Here is a 16,471-nt window from a genome sequence, read left to right as displayed (position 1 = left end):
TACTCGGTTTCTATCTTGTTTATTCATAATCTAGTTTTCAAGGAACAATCGGCTTAATATAAGCCTGTTTTTTGAGGAATTGCTCCCTCAAAACTGAACAACAAATCGTCAACAATCTTTGATGGAATATAAATTCCATTTTCCTTAGAAAGGAGGTGATCCAGCCGCACCTTCCGATACGGCTACCTTGTTACGACTTCACCCCAATCATCTATCCCACCTTAGGCGGCTGGCTCCTTACGGTTACCCCACCGACTTCGGGTGTTACAAACTCTCGTGGTGTGACGGGCGGTGTGTACAAGGCCCGGGAACGTATTCACCGCGGCATGCTGATCCGCGATTACTAGCGATTCCAGCTTCATGTAGGCGAGTTGCAGCCTACAATCCGAACTGAGAATGGTTTTATGGGATTTGCTAGGCGTCACCGCTTTGCTGCCCTTTGTACCATCCATTGTAGCACGTGTGTAGCCCAGGTCATAAGGGGCATGATGATTTGACGTCATCCCCACCTTCCTCCGGTTTGTCACCGGCAGTCACCTTAGAGTGCCCAACTAAATGCTGGCAACTAAGATCAAGGGTTGCGCTCGTTGCGGGACTTAACCCAACATCTCACGACACGAGCTGACGACAACCATGCACCACCTGTCACTCTGTCCCTCGAAGGGGAACGTCCTATCTCTAGGAGTGTCAGAGGATGTCAAGACCTGGTAAGGTTCTTCGCGTTGCTTCGAATTAAACCACATGCTCCACCGCTTGTGCGGGCCCCCGTCAATTCCTTTGAGTTTCAGCCTTGCGGCCGTACTCCCCAGGCGGAGTGCTTAATGCGTTTGCTGCAGCACTAAAGGGCGGAAACCCTCTAACACTTAGCACTCATCGTTTACGGCGTGGACTACCAGGGTATCTAATCCTGTTTGCTCCCCACGCTTTCGCGCCTCAGCGTCAGTTACAGACCAAAGAGTCGCCTTCGCCACTGGTGTTCCTCCACATCTCTACGCATTTCACCGCTACACGTGGAATTCCACTCTTCTCTTCTGCACTCAAGTCCCCCAGTTTCCAATGACCCTCCACGGTTAAGCCGTGGGCTTTCACATCAGACTTAAAGGACCGCCTGCGCGCGCTTTACGCCCAATAATTCCGGACAACGCTTGCCACCTACGTATTACCGCGGCTGCTGGCACGTAGTTAGCCGTGGCTTTCTGGTTAGGTACCGTCAAGGTACAAGCAGTTACTCTTGTACTTGTTCTTCCCTAACAACAGAGTTTTACGATCCGAAAACCTTCATCACTCACGCGGCGTTGCTCCGTCAGACTTTCGTCCATTGCGGAAGATTCCCTACTGCTGCCTCCCGTAGGAGTCTGGGCCGTGTCTCAGTCCCAGTGTGGCCGATCACCCTCTCAGGTCGGCTACGCATCGTTGCCTTGGTGAGCCGTTACCTCACCAACTAGCTAATGCGCCGCGGGCCCATCTGTAAGTGACAGCGTAAACCGTCTTTCAGCTTTCCTACATGAGTAGAAAAGGATTATCCGGTATTAGCTCCGGTTTCCCGAAGTTATCCCAGTCTTACAGGCAGGTTGCCCACGTGTTACTCACCCGTCCGCCGCTAACTTTAAAAGCAAGCTTTTAAAGTCCGCTCGACTTGCATGTATTAGGCACGCCGCCAGCGTTCGTCCTGAGCCAGGATCAAACTCTCCAATAAAGAGTTGATTAGCTCAAATGCTAAACTCTAGCTTTTATTACTTGTTTGTTCTATAACGTTCATTATAAAACGATTATTGTTGACGTTTGTTTGTTCAGTTTTCAAAGAGCAATTTAGTTAGTCACTCAAGAAGCGACTTTTCTAATATACCATCTACCAACATTCTCTGTCAATAGTTTTTTAAAAATCTTTTCCGTCGTTTACTTCAACATTTCGTGTTGTTTCGGCGACGGATATAAATATAACATTATTCCAACATAATGGTCAATACTTTTTCAAAACTTTTTTTAGTTTTTTTCTAAAACCTGATAATATCGATGATAAACGCCTGGACTTTTCGTTGAAACATTGACTACTTCTATTAAATGTTTATCAATCAAATATTCTATAAGCATACCAAGATCAACTGCATAAATAAGTAATTCTTCTTTTTCTAATAGCTCATTAAATGTCCAAGCTTCCTTCTCTTTTAGTATATCAAAAATATAACTTGTACTTGTTCTCATTCTGGAATGAATCAAGAATTCACTTGCTAAGAATAATAGCTCTAGCCTTTTTTCAATTGGCTCATCACTATTTACTAGCTCAACATATAATTTATAGATTTCTGGCTCTATTTGTTTTACTTGGCTCCAAACTGTTACCTCTGGATGGAAGCCATTTTCAATCACAGCTAAACGCGCTAAATGATGTAGGGAATGAATAATATCATTATAAGCGTCAAGATAATGCTTATTTTCAAAGAAAGCTTTCCCGTCCATATATCGTTTAATAAGCTTAGCGAATTCTAGCGCCATCTTTTGTTTTCTTTCGTTAACGGGAAATTCTTTTAACTCATTTTTAAGTTGATAGATATATTCGTTTCGATCAAAAACAACTCTTCCATTGTATAACCATTCAAATATTCTTTTATTATTCCCCAATAAAATCCAATTTCTTAATTGTTGTTCTGTGACAATATGCAAAGCTGCTTTCTTTTCCACATAAGTATAGTGCTTTATAAAAACAGGCTGTTCTGCTTCTTTTACAATAATAAGCATCACCGTATCAAAAGTATCTGTCACGGTCATTTCATTTTGTTTTTTATCAATGATTAATACGCCCAATGTATTTGTCTGGCTAGCTCTTTCTTGATATATAGGACGAAGAATATCTTCCATCGTTATTCCTCCATCTCCATGAATAAATTTTATTCGTTTCGTATTATTTCGACATTTTCTATTAAAATCCTGCCCTATTTCCATGGCATACATGAAATCTTACTACAACTTATAAAAAAATAGTATTACTTTTTTCGCTGTTTTCATCCATCTATTATCCCAGCATAATGAATGAACCTTCTTAAGGAAAACAGAAAAAAGAGGTATCTTTTTAAGATTAACCTTCGCATCCATTTATACGAAAACTAATCTTAAAAAGACAACCTCTTCTATTCCTTACATTAGTGCGCTTCTTTTTTAGCACAATCAGGACAAGTACCGTAAATTTCCAAACGGTGGTGGCTGATTTTAAATCCTGAAACATGGCTGGCAAATTGTTCGACCTCATCCAGTCCTGGATAATGGAAATCAACTATTTTGCCACACTCTTTACAGATAATATGATAATGGTGAGAAGTAATGAAATCAAACCGACTGGAAGAATCTCCGTATGTCAGTTCCTTTACTAAATTTACTTCACGAAAAACTCTTAAATTATTATAAACAGTGGCTACACTCATATTTGGGAATTTACCTTCAAGTGCTTTATAAATTTCATCGGCAGTCGGATGTGACATTGAGCTTATTAAATATTCAAGTATCGCATGACGCTGCGGGGTAATGCGCACTCCTGTTTCCTTCAGCTTATCAAGAGCTTCTTGTAACTCATTATGCTCGTTATGTTCCACGGACATGCACCCCATTTCTAAAAGATATTCTTATTTTATAATGTTTATAAATAGTGTACTAATAATAGGAGGGTTTTGTCAATACAGTTACTGTAATAACGCCGTTTATAGACGAATAAACCGTTATAACAACAATAATAATGATTATTTAACAATACCGACTATTAGATAATAGTCAATGATGGAATGGTATTGATAATACACTTTCATTATATGCATGTAGCCCGCTATTTTTCACCAGAAGTTTTATCCATTTCTCTTTTTATTCCTAAAAAAAGACCAACGAACGCTTCGTTGGTCACCGACATATATATGAGGAGGTATATGCTCACTATACAATATGCTTATCGTTTCTTAATGAGTGGACAAAAGTCCCTAGCTTGAAAATTAGGCTTCGATTTTTTCTAATGCTTGTTTTATTTCGTCTACATGGCCAGCCACTTTCACTTTACGCCATTCTTTAACAAGCTTGCCTTCTTTATCAATCAAGAAGGTCGATCTTTCAATCCCCATATACTCTTTTCCGAAATTCTTTTTTAATTTCCATACATCAAAGCTTTCTGCAGCTTCATGATTTTCATCGGATAGTAATGGAAATGGCAGCTCGTGCTTTTCGATAAACTTCTTGTGTCTTGAAATCGGATCTGGGCTAACCCCTAGTACTACTGTATTTAGGCCTTCGAAATCCGCATGGTTATCGCGAAAGTCACAAGCTTCTGTTGTACATCCAGGTGTCATATCTTTTGGATAAAAGTATAAGACAACATTCTTTCCTCGAAAATCAGATAGTTTTATTTTTTCTCCATTATCTGCTTCTAGTTCAAAATCTGGAACTGTTTCTCCCAATTGAATCGACATAGTATCCCGCCTTTTCTTTTCATATACCTAGACTACCGAATTTGCTTAGATGAATCAAGAAAAGGAGATTACTAATTATTCATATCTAGTACTGCCCTTGCGACAAAGGCTGCTGGAATCGTATAGCCAATCAAGGCCTCTACAAGGACAACCATTCTTCCAACTCCAACTGGCATTAAATCACCAAATCCTACAGAGAATAAGGTCACACCACTAAAATACACACTAGTATGTAATGTATGAAAAAAATCATAGGTTAACGATGGCGATTGTCCATCATTATAAACAGGAATTCCATTCATCTGGAATAACGTATAGATTAAGCCAAAGCCTATCATAATAGTGATATAGACAAATATTAAATATATAAAATTTTCAAAGGATACCCATTTTTCTTTTATGCGGTAAGGAACAAACAATGTTCTTAAGCTCATCGCAATAAAAAAAAGGATTAAAGCTAATAAGACATAAAACATTCCTTTACCCCCTTACATTCTAGCTGCACGGTCTGAATCCTCCATCATTAATATTTATGCTTGTCTAAGGTAATTATGCGTTTATCCACTTACACCTATTGAGAACGTATGAAAGTTACCTGTTGTTAAAAAGCTATTTCCCTTTATCTTCTTTCAAAAAGTGCTAAAATGAGGGAAGGTATTTTATACAGAATGTTACGATTTATAGGAGGTTTATATGTTACATACCAATTCAGAACGATTACATGAAGAAGCTTTAGAGATTATTGTCGGAGGTGTCAACAGTCCTTCTCGCTCTTACAAAGCCGTTGGTGGCGGATCACCGATAGTGATGGAAAAAGGGCAAGGCGCTTACTTCTTTGATGTAGACGGAAATCAATATATCGATTATTTAGCTGCATACGGTCCAATTGTGACAGGACATGCACATCCACATATTACAAAAGCGGTAACACGCGCAGCCGAAACGGGGCTATTATTCGGTACACCAACGCCCCATGAAGTAAAATTTGCGAAAATGCTTCAGGAAGCAATCCCTTCTATGGAAAAAATCCGTTTTATGAATTCCGGAACAGAAGCTGTGATGACAACGATTCGTGTTGCTCGTGCTTATACTGGCAGAAACAAAGTAATTAAATTTGCTGGTTGCTACCATGGTCACTCTGATCCAATGCTCGTCGCAGCAGGTTCTGGTCCTTCTACACTTGGCACGCCAGATTCTGCCGGTGTTCCCGCAGTAATTGCAGCTGATGTCATTACCGTTCCTTTCAATGATTTAGACGCCTATAAAGATGCACTGGATAAATGGGGAGATCAAGTAGCAGCTGTTCTTGTTGAGCCAATCGTTGGTAACTTCGGTATCGTAGAACCAATTGAAGGATTTTTACAAGGAATCAATGACCTAACACACGAAGCAGGCGCACTTGTTATTTATGATGAAGTAATCACTGCTTTCCGCTTTACTTACGGGGGAGCACAGGATTTATTAGGCGTTTACCCTGACTTAACTGCCTTAGGAAAAGTAATTGGCGGCGGTCTACCAATTGGCGCTTACGGTGGTAAAAAAGAAATTATGGATCAAGTGGCACCAGTTGGACCAGCATACCAAGCAGGTACACACGCCGGAAACCCAGCATCCATCCAAGCAGGAATCGCTTGTCTAGAAGTATTAAAGCAAGAAGGCGTATACGATTATCTAGATAAATTAGGCGCATTATTGGAAAAAGGTATTTTAGAAGCAGCAGCCCAATACAATGTTCCAATTACAATTAACCGCCTAAAAGGAGCACTTACTGTCTTCTTTACAACCGAAAAAGTATTCAACTACAAACAAGCAGAAAGCACAGATAGCGAAATGTTCGGCCGCTTCTTCAAACTATTAGTAGAACAAGGAATTATGCTAGCACCATCCAAATACGAAGCATGGTTCATCACCATCGCACACACAGAAGAAGACATCGAAGCTACTCTACACGCAGTAGATCAAGCATTCGCTACATTAAAAGAAGAGTATACGTTTTAAACAGTAGAATGAGAAAAGGTTCAGAGGAATTCTGGACCTTTTTTTATTTTCACAAAAGTGATCTACTATATCTTCCTCTCTTTAATTAAAAAGATTAGAAGCTCTCTAAAATCCTACCACAGATGATTGAAGCGGAAGGGGTGAGACTCCTGTGGGATTAGCGAGGAGGGCACTGAAAAAGTATAGTTATCCAAATCCAATTAGGATTTAGGTGTTTGAAAGCGAATAATATGTTAGTTTGGAGAGGCGACCGCTCGACTCCTATGGGAGCTGTGAGAAAGTCCGAGACCCTGCAGGAGCAAAGCGACGAAGCGGCTCGGCGCTCGCCCCATGAAAAGCGAGCGGACGCCTCGGAAAACAAACGCAAACCTCTAATTTTAACAGTCTTCCACCTTCAATAATCGTTAAGTAGTAGTTTTTCAGTGGTCTCATTAGCGGGACAGGTGAGACCCTACAGGCGGAACGCCGAGTAGGCTCACCGCCCGCCCCGACGAGTCGTGCCCCTGCAGCGGAAATCAGCACCCCATTAGAACGTTTCACACCTCGAACATAGTTTAAACCCATTTCAATTTTAACAACAATATGTCCATTTTTTTAAAATCCATCGAAAAAAGAAAAAATCAGGCATTCGTCTATTGAAGTTAGCATCTAATCACTGTATAGTACAATATTGTGTTTACTTTTCGTGTTTTTCGCAAAAAGTAAGGGGTATAAGAAAATATGTTATTAAGATCAAATGAAAGGAACACCAATATATGACATTAGGAGCGCGCGTTCTGAAAACAGGAATCGCCATCGTTTTAGCTTTATTTCTAGCGCAACTATTACATGCACCAACTCCTGTTTTCGCAGGAATTTCTGCCATTTTTGCCATACAACCAACCGTTTATCGGTCTTATTTATCTATTATTGAACAAGTACAAGGGAATATCATTGGTGCCATCATTGCCGTCATCTTTGTATTAAGCTTTGGAAACAACGTCTTTATTATTGGACTTGCAGCAATCATTGTTATTACCATTAACTTAAAATTAAACTTAGAAAAGACGATTACTTTATCAGTAGTAACGTTAATTGCCATTATGGAGTCACCTACAGATGATTTCATCACATTTGCGGTTATTCGTTTCTCAACCGTAATGCTTGGAATTCTGTCTGCATCGATCGTCAATCTGATTTTTCTACCACCTAAGTATGAAAATAAATTGTACAATCAAATTTCCGATATGAGTGAGGAAATAACAAAATGGATTCGCATGAACATTAGACATGCATCTGAGCACAGTCTTTTAAAGAATGATATTGATAAAATGTCCGACCGGTTAATGAAAATAGACCAGTTATATATTCTATACAAAGAAGAACGGAATTACTTCAAAAAAACAACCTTATTAAAAACGAGAAAATTAGTGATTTATCGGCAAATGATTGTAACATTAAAGAAATCTTTTCAAACATTGAAAAAGATTCATCGTTATGAAAATGAGTTATTAAGTTTACCTGAAGATTTTCAAAATATCATTCAGCAGCAGCTCGATTGTCTTATTCACCATCACGAACATGTTATGCTTAAATTTATTGGAAAAGTAAAGCCAAATGTTGTTTTTGAAGAAGGCAGCATTTCCCTTGACCGAAACATGCTATTCCAAGAATTAATGCATTACTATAAAGAGACAGAGTCAATCGTTCATGAAAATGAAGAAGAATTAAAGCAATATCATATGATGCAAATCGTTTCTGCTATTATCGAATATGACGAGAATGTGGAGCATCTTGATACGTTGATTACATCTATTCAGGTTCATCATAACCACGAAGCAGAGGTAACGATTGAGGAGTAATTAGAAAAGCGTTTGCTCACCGCCGTACAAACTGGAAGGGCATGTTCTTTGGATAAAGGAAACACGGTGAACGTTAGATGACATATAGCGGGAACGGGCGTGAAGCCCATCAACTCCAGGGTCCCCAGAGCTAGACACCAATTAGACTTCAGAAAACCTTCTTAATTGTAAAAGAGATCCAGAAACAATTTTCTGGATCTCTTTTTTTCACACCTAATTCCCCAATTGCTGTATTTGAAATAGATCATGATAATGACCTTGTAATTTCATCAGCTCATCATGTGTGCCATCTTCCATGATTTTTCCGTGTTCGATTAAAATAATCCGATCTGCATGAGTAATCGTGGATAAACGATGGGCAACTATTAAGGTCGTTCTGTCTTTTGCTAGCTCTTCAAGGGATTCTTGAATCGATTGTTCACTTTCTAAGTCTAAAGCAGAGGTTGCCTCATCCAAAATTAAGATAGGTGGATTTTTCAAGAATACGCGAGCAATCGCTACTCTTTGTTTCTGCCCCCCACTTAATTTCACGCCTCTTTCTCCTACTTTCGTTTCGTAGCCTTCTGGCAGCTGCATAATAAAGTCATGGGCATTTGCAGCTTTTGCGGCGGCAATCACTTCCTCTTCCGTCGCATTTGGTCTCCCAATCATAATATTTTCTCTAATCGATTCACTAAAGAGAATATTTTCTTGAAGAACCATCCCAATTTGATCCCTTAAGGAACGGGCCTGTAAATCTCTTATATCTCTTCCATCTAATAGAATTCTTCCACCTGTCACATCATAGAATCTTGGAATAAGACTAATTAACGAAGATTTTCCGCCCCCGCTCATTCCAACAAATGCGATTGTCTCCCCTTGCTTAATATGTAAGGAAACATTGTCTAATACGTTTGGATCCTTTGTATCATAGGCAAAATCAACCGCTTCAAAAGCAATGTCGCCTTTGACATTTGCACAAGGAATAGCATTAGGCTTATCTTGAATATCATATTTTTCATCAATCAAATCAAATACGCGATCCATTGAGGCGATTGATTGCGTTAACGTTGTCGAGGAATTCACTAATCTTCTTAATGGATTATATAATCTTTCAATATAGGCAAAAAATGCAATCATTGCTCCTAAAGATAGATCGCCATTTAATACTTGATAGCCGGAATAGGCAATCACAAATAAAGGAGAAATATCGGTAATCGTATTAACAACTGCAAATGCTTTAGCATTCCATTTCGTATGATTGACCGCTTTTTCTAAGAAGGCTTTATTATACTTTTGAAAATGCTTTTGTTCATGATCCTCTGTAGCAAAGCTTTTAATAACGGAAATTCCTTGTACTCTTTCATGCAAAAAGCTTTGTACTCCAGCTAACGCCTGTGACCTTTCTCTTGTCAGCGTCCGTAGATTTCCAAAAAAATAGCTCACTGAAAAGGCATAGAAAGGCAATAAGATGATGGAAACGAAGGTTAACTTAATATTCATAGTGAACATAATGCCTATCGTAATCAAAATCGTTACAGCATCTAACCATAAATTCATTAAGCCTGTTAAAATAAAGTTTTTCGTTTGTTCGACATCGTTTATTACACGGGAAATAACTTCCCCTGCACGGGTATTGGAATAATATTTTAAACTTAATTTTTGGAGATGCATAAATAGCTGGTCTCTAATATCATATAGAATTTTATTAGAAGTCCATTGTGCGAAATATTGACGATAATACTCGATTGGCGGTCTTACTACGATAAAAATAATCGTCATGATGATCATGATTGTCCATAAATTGCTCATTTTAGTTGCCTGTGCTAAGTCTGGATTATTGATTATGTCATCGATTACGTACTTTAATAGCAATGGTATTAATAGCGGGATGGCAAATTTGACAATGCCGATGATAATGGTGCCAATGATTTGCCACCGATAGGGCTTTACAAAAGCCATATATCTTTTAATACTGTCCACATATACTCCCCTCTCTATGTTGCATTTGTTCTATTTCCTTTTTTGGTGGTTGGAAAACTTGTTTTGTGTTTGGCTTTGTTTACTTTGTTTGAAGAAAATTAGCATTCCTTTTTATTTCCTTTTTTGTCTTTTGAATGTGGGTGGAGCATTGAAACGTTGGCTTCTATTACCATTTGCTCTTTTTGGGAGATGAATCGGGCACTGAGATGCCTTCTCTGTTACCTTCCTCTCCCTTTTCGAGTCGATTCAGGCACTGAGAAGCTCTCTCTGTTACCTCCCTCTCGCTTTTTAAGCCAAAACGGGCACTGAGCAACCTTCTCTGTTACCTTCTATCCTCTCGCAACCACAATTCAGCCACTGATAATAATTCACACAAACTCCTCGATAACTAACTCTTTGATAACAATGAACCATTTTATCACTATTCTAAGCGTATGCATAAGAAAAAAGCCTGCTGAATTTCAACATGCTTTTTCAGTCATCCATATTAACTTCTGTACGTTAAGTATCTTTCATACCACAAATCAACAAAATCTGGTGCAAAGGGACCTTTTCTTTGTCTTATCCATTGTACTAATTGATTTACTTGCGACTTTAAAATATGATCGATGACATCTGGATATTTCATTTCTTCGCGGTGACGTTCGTATTCATCCTCATCTAATAGATTGAATGTCATATCCGGGAAAATTTTGATGTCCAAATCATAATCAATATATTTAAGTGCCTCTCCATCGTATATAAATGGTGAGCTTAGGTTGCAATAATAATGAATGCCATCTTCTCTAAGCATGCCAATGACATTAAACCATTGTTGTGAATGAAAATAACAGATTGCCGGTTCACGTGTTACCCACGTTCTTCCATCTGATTCTGTAACAATTGTACGATCATTACCACCTATTATTAAGTTCTGCGTCCCTTTAAGTATCGTTGTTTCGTCCCAGATTCGATGGATGTGCCCATTATGCTTATAACTATGAATTTGTATTGGTTCACCCTCGATAGGTACGCCCATTTTTATTTCTCCCCTACTTTCTATTTACGGACGCTTTGTAACCTGTTACATACTAAAAGCGATTCATTATTTCATTTAAGGCAACAAAGTACGATTCCTCTTTTTTCTTATTATAACGGTTCTCCGGTAAATTTAAAACAAAAGAACCATTGAAATTACACAATGGTTTCAAATATTCCCTATTTTTTATGAACTCGATGATAGTTTTAGCTCATTTTCTTGATAGACTCGAATGACTTTTTCTGTTTGCATTTCAAAAATTTGTTGTATTTGTTTGAGCTCTTCTTTCATTTTGATAATTTCTATTTGCACTTCTTTTAATTCGGTCTCTTTTTGCAGCATCTGTAATTGTGCTTCAATTTCTTCGCACCGTTCTAATTCTCCTTGTAAATATAGTAGTTTTTCCATTATTCGCATCTGTTCTCCAACTAAACCGTTAAATACATCCATGAAAAAACACATCCTACTCTTTATTTTTGGTTCGGTACTGCTTATTTAATCTTTTTTAAGAAGCTGCCTTTTCTCTTAAATCTTTCTTTTATTATTTCTTCGTATGTATGATTATTCCTTTGACTACTTCTGTAGACAAAGAAGAAGTTTTGTCGAACTATTTTTATTGTAAGCCACCTTGTATTAAAAAAATTAAATAATAGCTATTTTCCATAAAAAGCAAAGGGCACTCTCCCGTAAGTGAAGTGCCCTTTGTTTGCATTATTTGCTTGAGTTTTGAGATTTTTTAGCTTCTGCTTGTTGGTTATATTTTTTTACTTCTGCAGCGCTTGTTTCGCTAGCAAATTCAGTACCAAATTGACCTTGTTGGCCAGCAGATTGAGCGTTTTGTTGTTTTACTTCTTGAATGTTAGTTCCAGTTTGAGTTACACCAGATTTTTTAGCCATGAATATCACCTCCACGCCTATTAATTTGTCCCAGACATTTCGGTTCTATCCAAATTTTTTCATTACCAATAAAACCCATTATTTTTTCTTCAAAAAGAAAAAAAGAGAATCTTCCTCATTAGGAAAATCCCCTTTTTTTCTTATACTAATAACGAAATACCGCCATCCACAATAATAGTCTGTCCTCTTATCATACTAGCGTCATCGCTTACTAAAAACATAACTGTGTTCACTAGGTCTTCCATTTCCACCATTCTTCCCGCTGGCGTTTTATCAGCTGCCGCTTGAAGCAATTCTTCTCTATTTGGGAAATGTGTTAATGCTTCTGTATCAACAGCTCCACCAGAAACAGCATTAACCACAATATTTTTTGGAGCTAATTCTACTGCTAAATATCTAGTTAAAGCTTCTACTGCAGCTTTACTTACCCCAACAGTCGTATAGTTTTCTAAATAGCGAATTGCTCCTAATGAACTGATGCTGACAATCTTGCCGCCTTTATCCATTAACTTAGCTGCTTCCTGTGCACAGAATAATAACGCTTTACTGTTAATATTCATTGTCCAATTCCAATGGGACTCTTCTAATTCCATAATTGGTCGTAACACACCAGATGCTGCATTATTAACGAAAACATCCAAACGCCCGAATTCTTCTTTCACTTCTGCAAACATTGCTTTAATTTTTTCTACATCCCCAACATTCGCTTTTACTAAAAGAACTTTTCTTCCTAATGCCGTTATTTCATCGGCTGTTTCTTGGGCAGCCTTTCTGCTTCTTGCATAGTTAATCACAATATCATAGCCTTCTTTTGCTAATGAAATCGCTGTTGCTTTTCCTATTCCTCTACTGCTTCCTGTAATTAATGCGACTTTGTTTGTCATTCTTTTAATTCCTTTCCCATCCATTTACTTTTCATTTTACCTCTATTAATGCATAGTTCGCAATCAACATTCGCACAATAAATATAGATATGCTTTAAGTAAAGGAAGGTATTGGATAATGTATATTGGTAGAGATATGACTGAATTAGCAATGATCGCTAAAGCTGATTGGAAGGATAACGAGCTTGCCTACTTCCATCATTCCTTGCAGCAAATGACTCCCTATTTAAATAGCGAAGGAGCAAGTATTCACCGCGAAATAATAGGGGAGATTGAAAACAGAGGCGGTTTAAAAAGAAACGAAGCAGATTATACGCATGGAACAGAAGTGAGCTACGAGTAAAATAGAGTAGGGGGGACCAACTACGGTCACCCCTTATTCACTTGCTCCGGTAAAAACTTCAGCATTTTCTGATGAGAAACTGGGAATGGGAAAGGTTCTATCTCTTCGGAATTCACTTTTCGTAAATCTTCCTTTTCCTCTTTCAAATCAATCAATTTTCCACTATATACGTTGATGTTCCAAATCAAGTGGGAAAAGACGTGTTCAATTCTAGTAATCATTTCGCCAACTTCTACTGTTGCCTGATAGTCTTCTAAAAGCTTTTCCTCTAGCTGTGCTTTTTCACTTTTTAACACTTGAACGATTTCCATATTAGGAAATTCCCATAGATTTGCAAGCAATCCTGTGCTAGGTCGCTTATGAATCAATGTTCTTCCATCTTCATCTGTCAAAACGACAGCAGCAAGCTGGATTGACTTTTGCTTCTTGCTTTTCGTCTTAACCGGCAGTTCCGTTACTGTCCCTTCATCAAATGCATGACAATGCTCTCTAACAGGACAAAGCAAACAAGACGGTGAAGTAGGTGTACAAATTAAGGCACCTAGCTCCATTAAGGCTTGATTAAAATAGGATGGATTCTCATGTGAAATCAGGACGCGCACGGCTTCTTCAAATGTTTTTCTCGTTTTCGGCTTGGCGATATCTTCCCAAATCGAAAGAATTCTAGATAGAACCCTCATAACATTTCCATCAACAGCAGGCTCTGGAACACCATAGGCAATACTTAAAATCGCTCCCGCCGTATACGGGCCTACTCCCTTTAAGCCAGAAATTTCTTTCGGCGAATCTGGCACTTTGCCCTCATACTTTTCATGGACTTCCTTTACAGCGGCATGAAGGTTTCGTGCTCTTGAGTAATAGCCTAAACCTTCCCAAGCCTTTAATACCTTCTCTTCTTCCGCAACTGACAATGCTTCGATTGTTGGAAACTGAGAAATAAATCGGTTAAAATAGGGAATAACCGTATCAACCTTTGTCTGCTGAAGCATTATTTCAGACACCCATACTTTATAAGGATCCTTATCCTTTCTCCATGGAAGATCTCTTTGTTCCTCGGTAAACCATTTTAATAAATCTTCTCTAAATTGCTCTACATTCACTTGGTTCTTTATTATTTCTTGCCTTTCTGTCACCATAAACCTCCATATGTTAATTATTAATTTTTTTTGGGAATAACAATGTATAGATTTCTTTTTTATTCTATTGGACATGACATGCATCATAGGATGAAATGGGATAGAATGAAAGTATTACAAATCTCACTAACAAGCGATATCCTCGCCAATAGATTTGATGATAACTAAAGTAAGTATAAATAAGTAAATTTGTCTCATTTTAAATAAGAGAACTTTTTTATAAAAATTACGCGATTGTCCGATGTATATCATCGATTTTTATTATTTAATAACATTATCCGCATTTTTTGTCCTATGCATTTCTTTAACTGTTTGTAGTGTATCTTTTGTTAAGAAAAAAGAAAAGCATATTTTAATTGTAATTATGGTGTTTTCATCCAAATAAATGGAGAAAAATCAGGGAGGTTTGGTATTTTGGATACAGGAACACATATCGTCATGGGGATTGCACTTGGTGGGTTAGCCACGTTAGACCCGGTTGTTGCTTCAAGTCCAGTAACAGCTACAAGTGTTTTGATTGCCACAATAGTCGGCTCTCAAATACCAGATATCGATACGGTTTTAAAATTAAGAAACAATGCCGTTTATATACGTAATCATCGTGGAGTCACCCACTCTATACCAGCAGTAATTTTATGGCCATTGCTTATTACCGCGGTCATTTATCCGTTTTTCTCAGAAGCCAATGTATTGCATTTATGGCTTTGGTCCTTTTTAGCAGTTTTTCTGCATGTTTTTGTTGATATTTTTAACGCTTACGGTACACAGGCTTTGCGCCCTTTTACAAATAAATGGGTTGCGTTGGGAATTATCAATACATTCGATCCAATCATTTTTTCCATGCATATTGTTGCTATTTTATTTTGGGCATTTGGCTTCAATCCAGGATATACCTTTTTAACGCTTTTCATCGTTCTAATCGGTTATTATCTGCTGCGAATTTTCACACAGCGGCAGGTAAAAACAAATGTGAAAAAGATGATTCCTAATGCAACTGAAATCATTTTATCACCTACTATGAGATATAATCACTGGCGTATTGCTGTTATGACCAATGACTCCTTCTACGTGGGTCGATCGCATCAGCATGAAATTGAAATTTACGATAAATTTCATCGCATTCCAATTCCTAATACTCCAGTTCTTGCAGCAGCACAAAAAGATAAGAACCTATCTGCATTCTTATCCTTTTCTCCTGTTTTTCGCTGGGAGGTCTTGGAGCTTGATGATCAATACCAGGTCCGCTTCATTGATTTGCGTTATCGCAGTAATGGACATTATCCGTTTGTCGCTGTCGTTCATCTCGATTTAAACTTAAATATTATTACCTCGTACACAGGCTGGATCTTTAGTGAAGATAAACTTAAAAAGAAACTCGATATACTAACGAATTAACACAGAGACTGGGACAAAACTAAATAGTTAATCTGTAAAGACGAACAATCTCTAATTTAGTTCTAAAATTAAGGCTACTCTTACCGAATATTTATGATTTTAAATATAGTCAATTGTAAAAACTTATACGTTCCATTGCGCTACAGACACACAATGCGCAGGGGAACAACCTAATCCTCCAAGGTTATTGCCTATGGGTGTCTTAGGTTTTGCTCTATTTCTCGCAGGAGTCGAGTGTTTTCCGCTCTATTACCCTTCGTTTTTAAAGGCTATTTCCTAAAAACTTATTATTTTTCTAAGAAAAAATAAATTAGTGAGAAAAATGGAGCAGCCTGAATACACGTAGACTCCTATGGGAGCTGCGAGAAAGTCCGAGACCCCGCAGGAACGTAGTGACGAGGAGGCTCGGCGCTCGCCCCATGGAAAGCGAAGTGTATTCAGGCTGCGGATATTAACACTAACTGAACCGTTTATAAAACTAATATAAACCCAAACAACCATATAGGATTTTATAGTTGTTCGGGTTTATCTATGGCAGGAATACTTATGTCCCAG

Annotated in this window: 14 protein-coding genes and 1 rRNA gene; 4 read left to right on the top strand and 11 right to left on the bottom strand. The window is 38.1% G+C overall.

The features are described 5' to 3' along the window. Positions 1-148: 148 nt before the first annotated feature. From AB3U99_RS04755 to AB3U99_RS04735, 5 genes are all read right to left on the bottom strand, one after another. Positions 149-1,696: ribosomal RNA gene (locus AB3U99_RS04755) — 16S ribosomal RNA — on the bottom strand. Between the two features lie 287 nt (positions 1,697-1,983). After that, positions 1,984-2,856 (bottom strand): nucleotidyltransferase-like protein, encoded by an 873-nt coding sequence (locus AB3U99_RS04750; protein ID WP_400245908.1) that lies wholly within the window; start codon positions 2,854-2,856, stop codon positions 1,984-1,986. A gap of 281 nt (positions 2,857-3,137) precedes the next feature. Next, positions 3,138-3,590: a peroxide-responsive transcriptional repressor PerR gene (perR, locus tag AB3U99_RS04745; protein ID WP_341195107.1), complete on the bottom strand. Its 453-nt coding sequence runs from the start codon at positions 3,588-3,590 to the stop codon at positions 3,138-3,140. 381 nt (positions 3,591-3,971) lie between these two features. Continuing rightward, complete coding sequence (bcp, locus tag AB3U99_RS04740; protein ID WP_400245906.1) at positions 3,972-4,442, bottom strand: thioredoxin-dependent thiol peroxidase; 471 nt, start codon at positions 4,440-4,442, stop codon at positions 3,972-3,974. A gap of 71 nt (positions 4,443-4,513) precedes the next feature. After that, positions 4,514-4,918 (bottom strand): ion channel, encoded by a 405-nt coding sequence (locus tag AB3U99_RS04735; protein WP_400245904.1) that lies wholly within the window; start codon positions 4,916-4,918, stop codon positions 4,514-4,516. Positions 4,919-5,135: 217 nt separating this feature from the next. Here AB3U99_RS04735 and AB3U99_RS04730 point away from each other — a divergent pair, with 217 nt between their 5' ends. Beyond that, positions 5,136-6,440: a glutamate-1-semialdehyde 2,1-aminomutase gene (locus tag AB3U99_RS04730; protein WP_400245902.1), complete on the top strand. Its 1,305-nt coding sequence runs from the start codon at positions 5,136-5,138 to the stop codon at positions 6,438-6,440. A 755-nt stretch (positions 6,441-7,195) separates the two neighbouring features. Next, positions 7,196-8,281: an aromatic acid exporter family protein gene (locus AB3U99_RS04725; RefSeq protein ID WP_400245900.1), complete on the top strand. Its 1,086-nt coding sequence runs from the start codon at positions 7,196-7,198 to the stop codon at positions 8,279-8,281. A 213-nt stretch (positions 8,282-8,494) separates the two neighbouring features. Here the strand turns inward: AB3U99_RS04725 and AB3U99_RS04720 are convergent, their stop codons facing one another. The 5 genes from AB3U99_RS04720 to fabL all read right to left on the bottom strand — a co-directional run bounded on the left by AB3U99_RS04720 (position 8,495) and on the right by fabL (position 13,042). Beyond that, positions 8,495-10,243, bottom strand: coding sequence for an ABC transporter ATP-binding protein (locus AB3U99_RS04720; protein WP_400245898.1), 1,749 nt, complete (start codon positions 10,241-10,243; stop codon positions 8,495-8,497). A gap of 487 nt (positions 10,244-10,730) precedes the next feature. Continuing rightward, a complete protein-coding gene (locus tag AB3U99_RS04715) occupies positions 10,731-11,261 on the bottom strand; it encodes a DUF402 domain-containing protein (RefSeq protein ID WP_400245896.1) in 531 nt (176 codons plus the stop codon). A gap of 186 nt (positions 11,262-11,447) precedes the next feature. Continuing rightward, positions 11,448-11,711, bottom strand: coding sequence for a YgaB family protein (locus AB3U99_RS04710; RefSeq protein ID WP_400245894.1), 264 nt, complete (start codon positions 11,709-11,711; stop codon positions 11,448-11,450). Positions 11,712-11,972: 261 nt separating this feature from the next. Next, a complete protein-coding gene (locus AB3U99_RS04705) occupies positions 11,973-12,158 on the bottom strand; it encodes a gamma-type small acid-soluble spore protein (protein ID WP_400245892.1) in 186 nt (61 codons plus the stop codon). Positions 12,159-12,298: 140 nt separating this feature from the next. Then, positions 12,299-13,042 (bottom strand): enoyl-[acyl-carrier-protein] reductase FabL, encoded by a 744-nt coding sequence (gene fabL / locus AB3U99_RS04700; protein ID WP_400245890.1) that lies wholly within the window; start codon positions 13,040-13,042, stop codon positions 12,299-12,301. A 118-nt stretch (positions 13,043-13,160) separates the two neighbouring features. On the opposite strand from fabL, the gene AB3U99_RS04695 reads away from it, so the two are divergent. Further along, complete coding sequence (locus tag AB3U99_RS04695) at positions 13,161-13,385, top strand: hypothetical protein (protein WP_400245888.1); 225 nt, start codon at positions 13,161-13,163, stop codon at positions 13,383-13,385. 26 nt (positions 13,386-13,411) lie between these two features. Here AB3U99_RS04695 and mutY read toward each other — a convergent pair whose 3' ends face one another. Continuing rightward, positions 13,412-14,521 carry an A/G-specific adenine glycosylase gene (mutY, locus tag AB3U99_RS04690; protein WP_400245886.1) on the bottom strand — a complete coding sequence of 370 codons (1,110 nt, stop codon included), beginning with the start codon at positions 14,519-14,521 and terminating at the stop codon, positions 13,412-13,414. 414 nt (positions 14,522-14,935) lie between these two features. Here mutY and AB3U99_RS04685 point away from each other — a divergent pair, with 414 nt between their 5' ends. Then, a complete protein-coding gene (locus AB3U99_RS04685; protein WP_400245884.1) occupies positions 14,936-15,916 on the top strand; it encodes a metal-dependent hydrolase in 981 nt (326 codons plus the stop codon). Positions 15,917-16,471: the final 555 nt, after the last annotated feature.

The organism is Niallia tiangongensis (assembly GCF_044704065.1).
Taxonomy (GTDB): domain Bacteria; phylum Bacillota; class Bacilli; order Bacillales; family Cytobacillaceae; genus Niallia; species Niallia tiangongensis.
The sequence above is the reverse complement of the archived record's forward strand: the minus strand, read 5'-3'. Positions and strand labels throughout refer to the sequence as shown.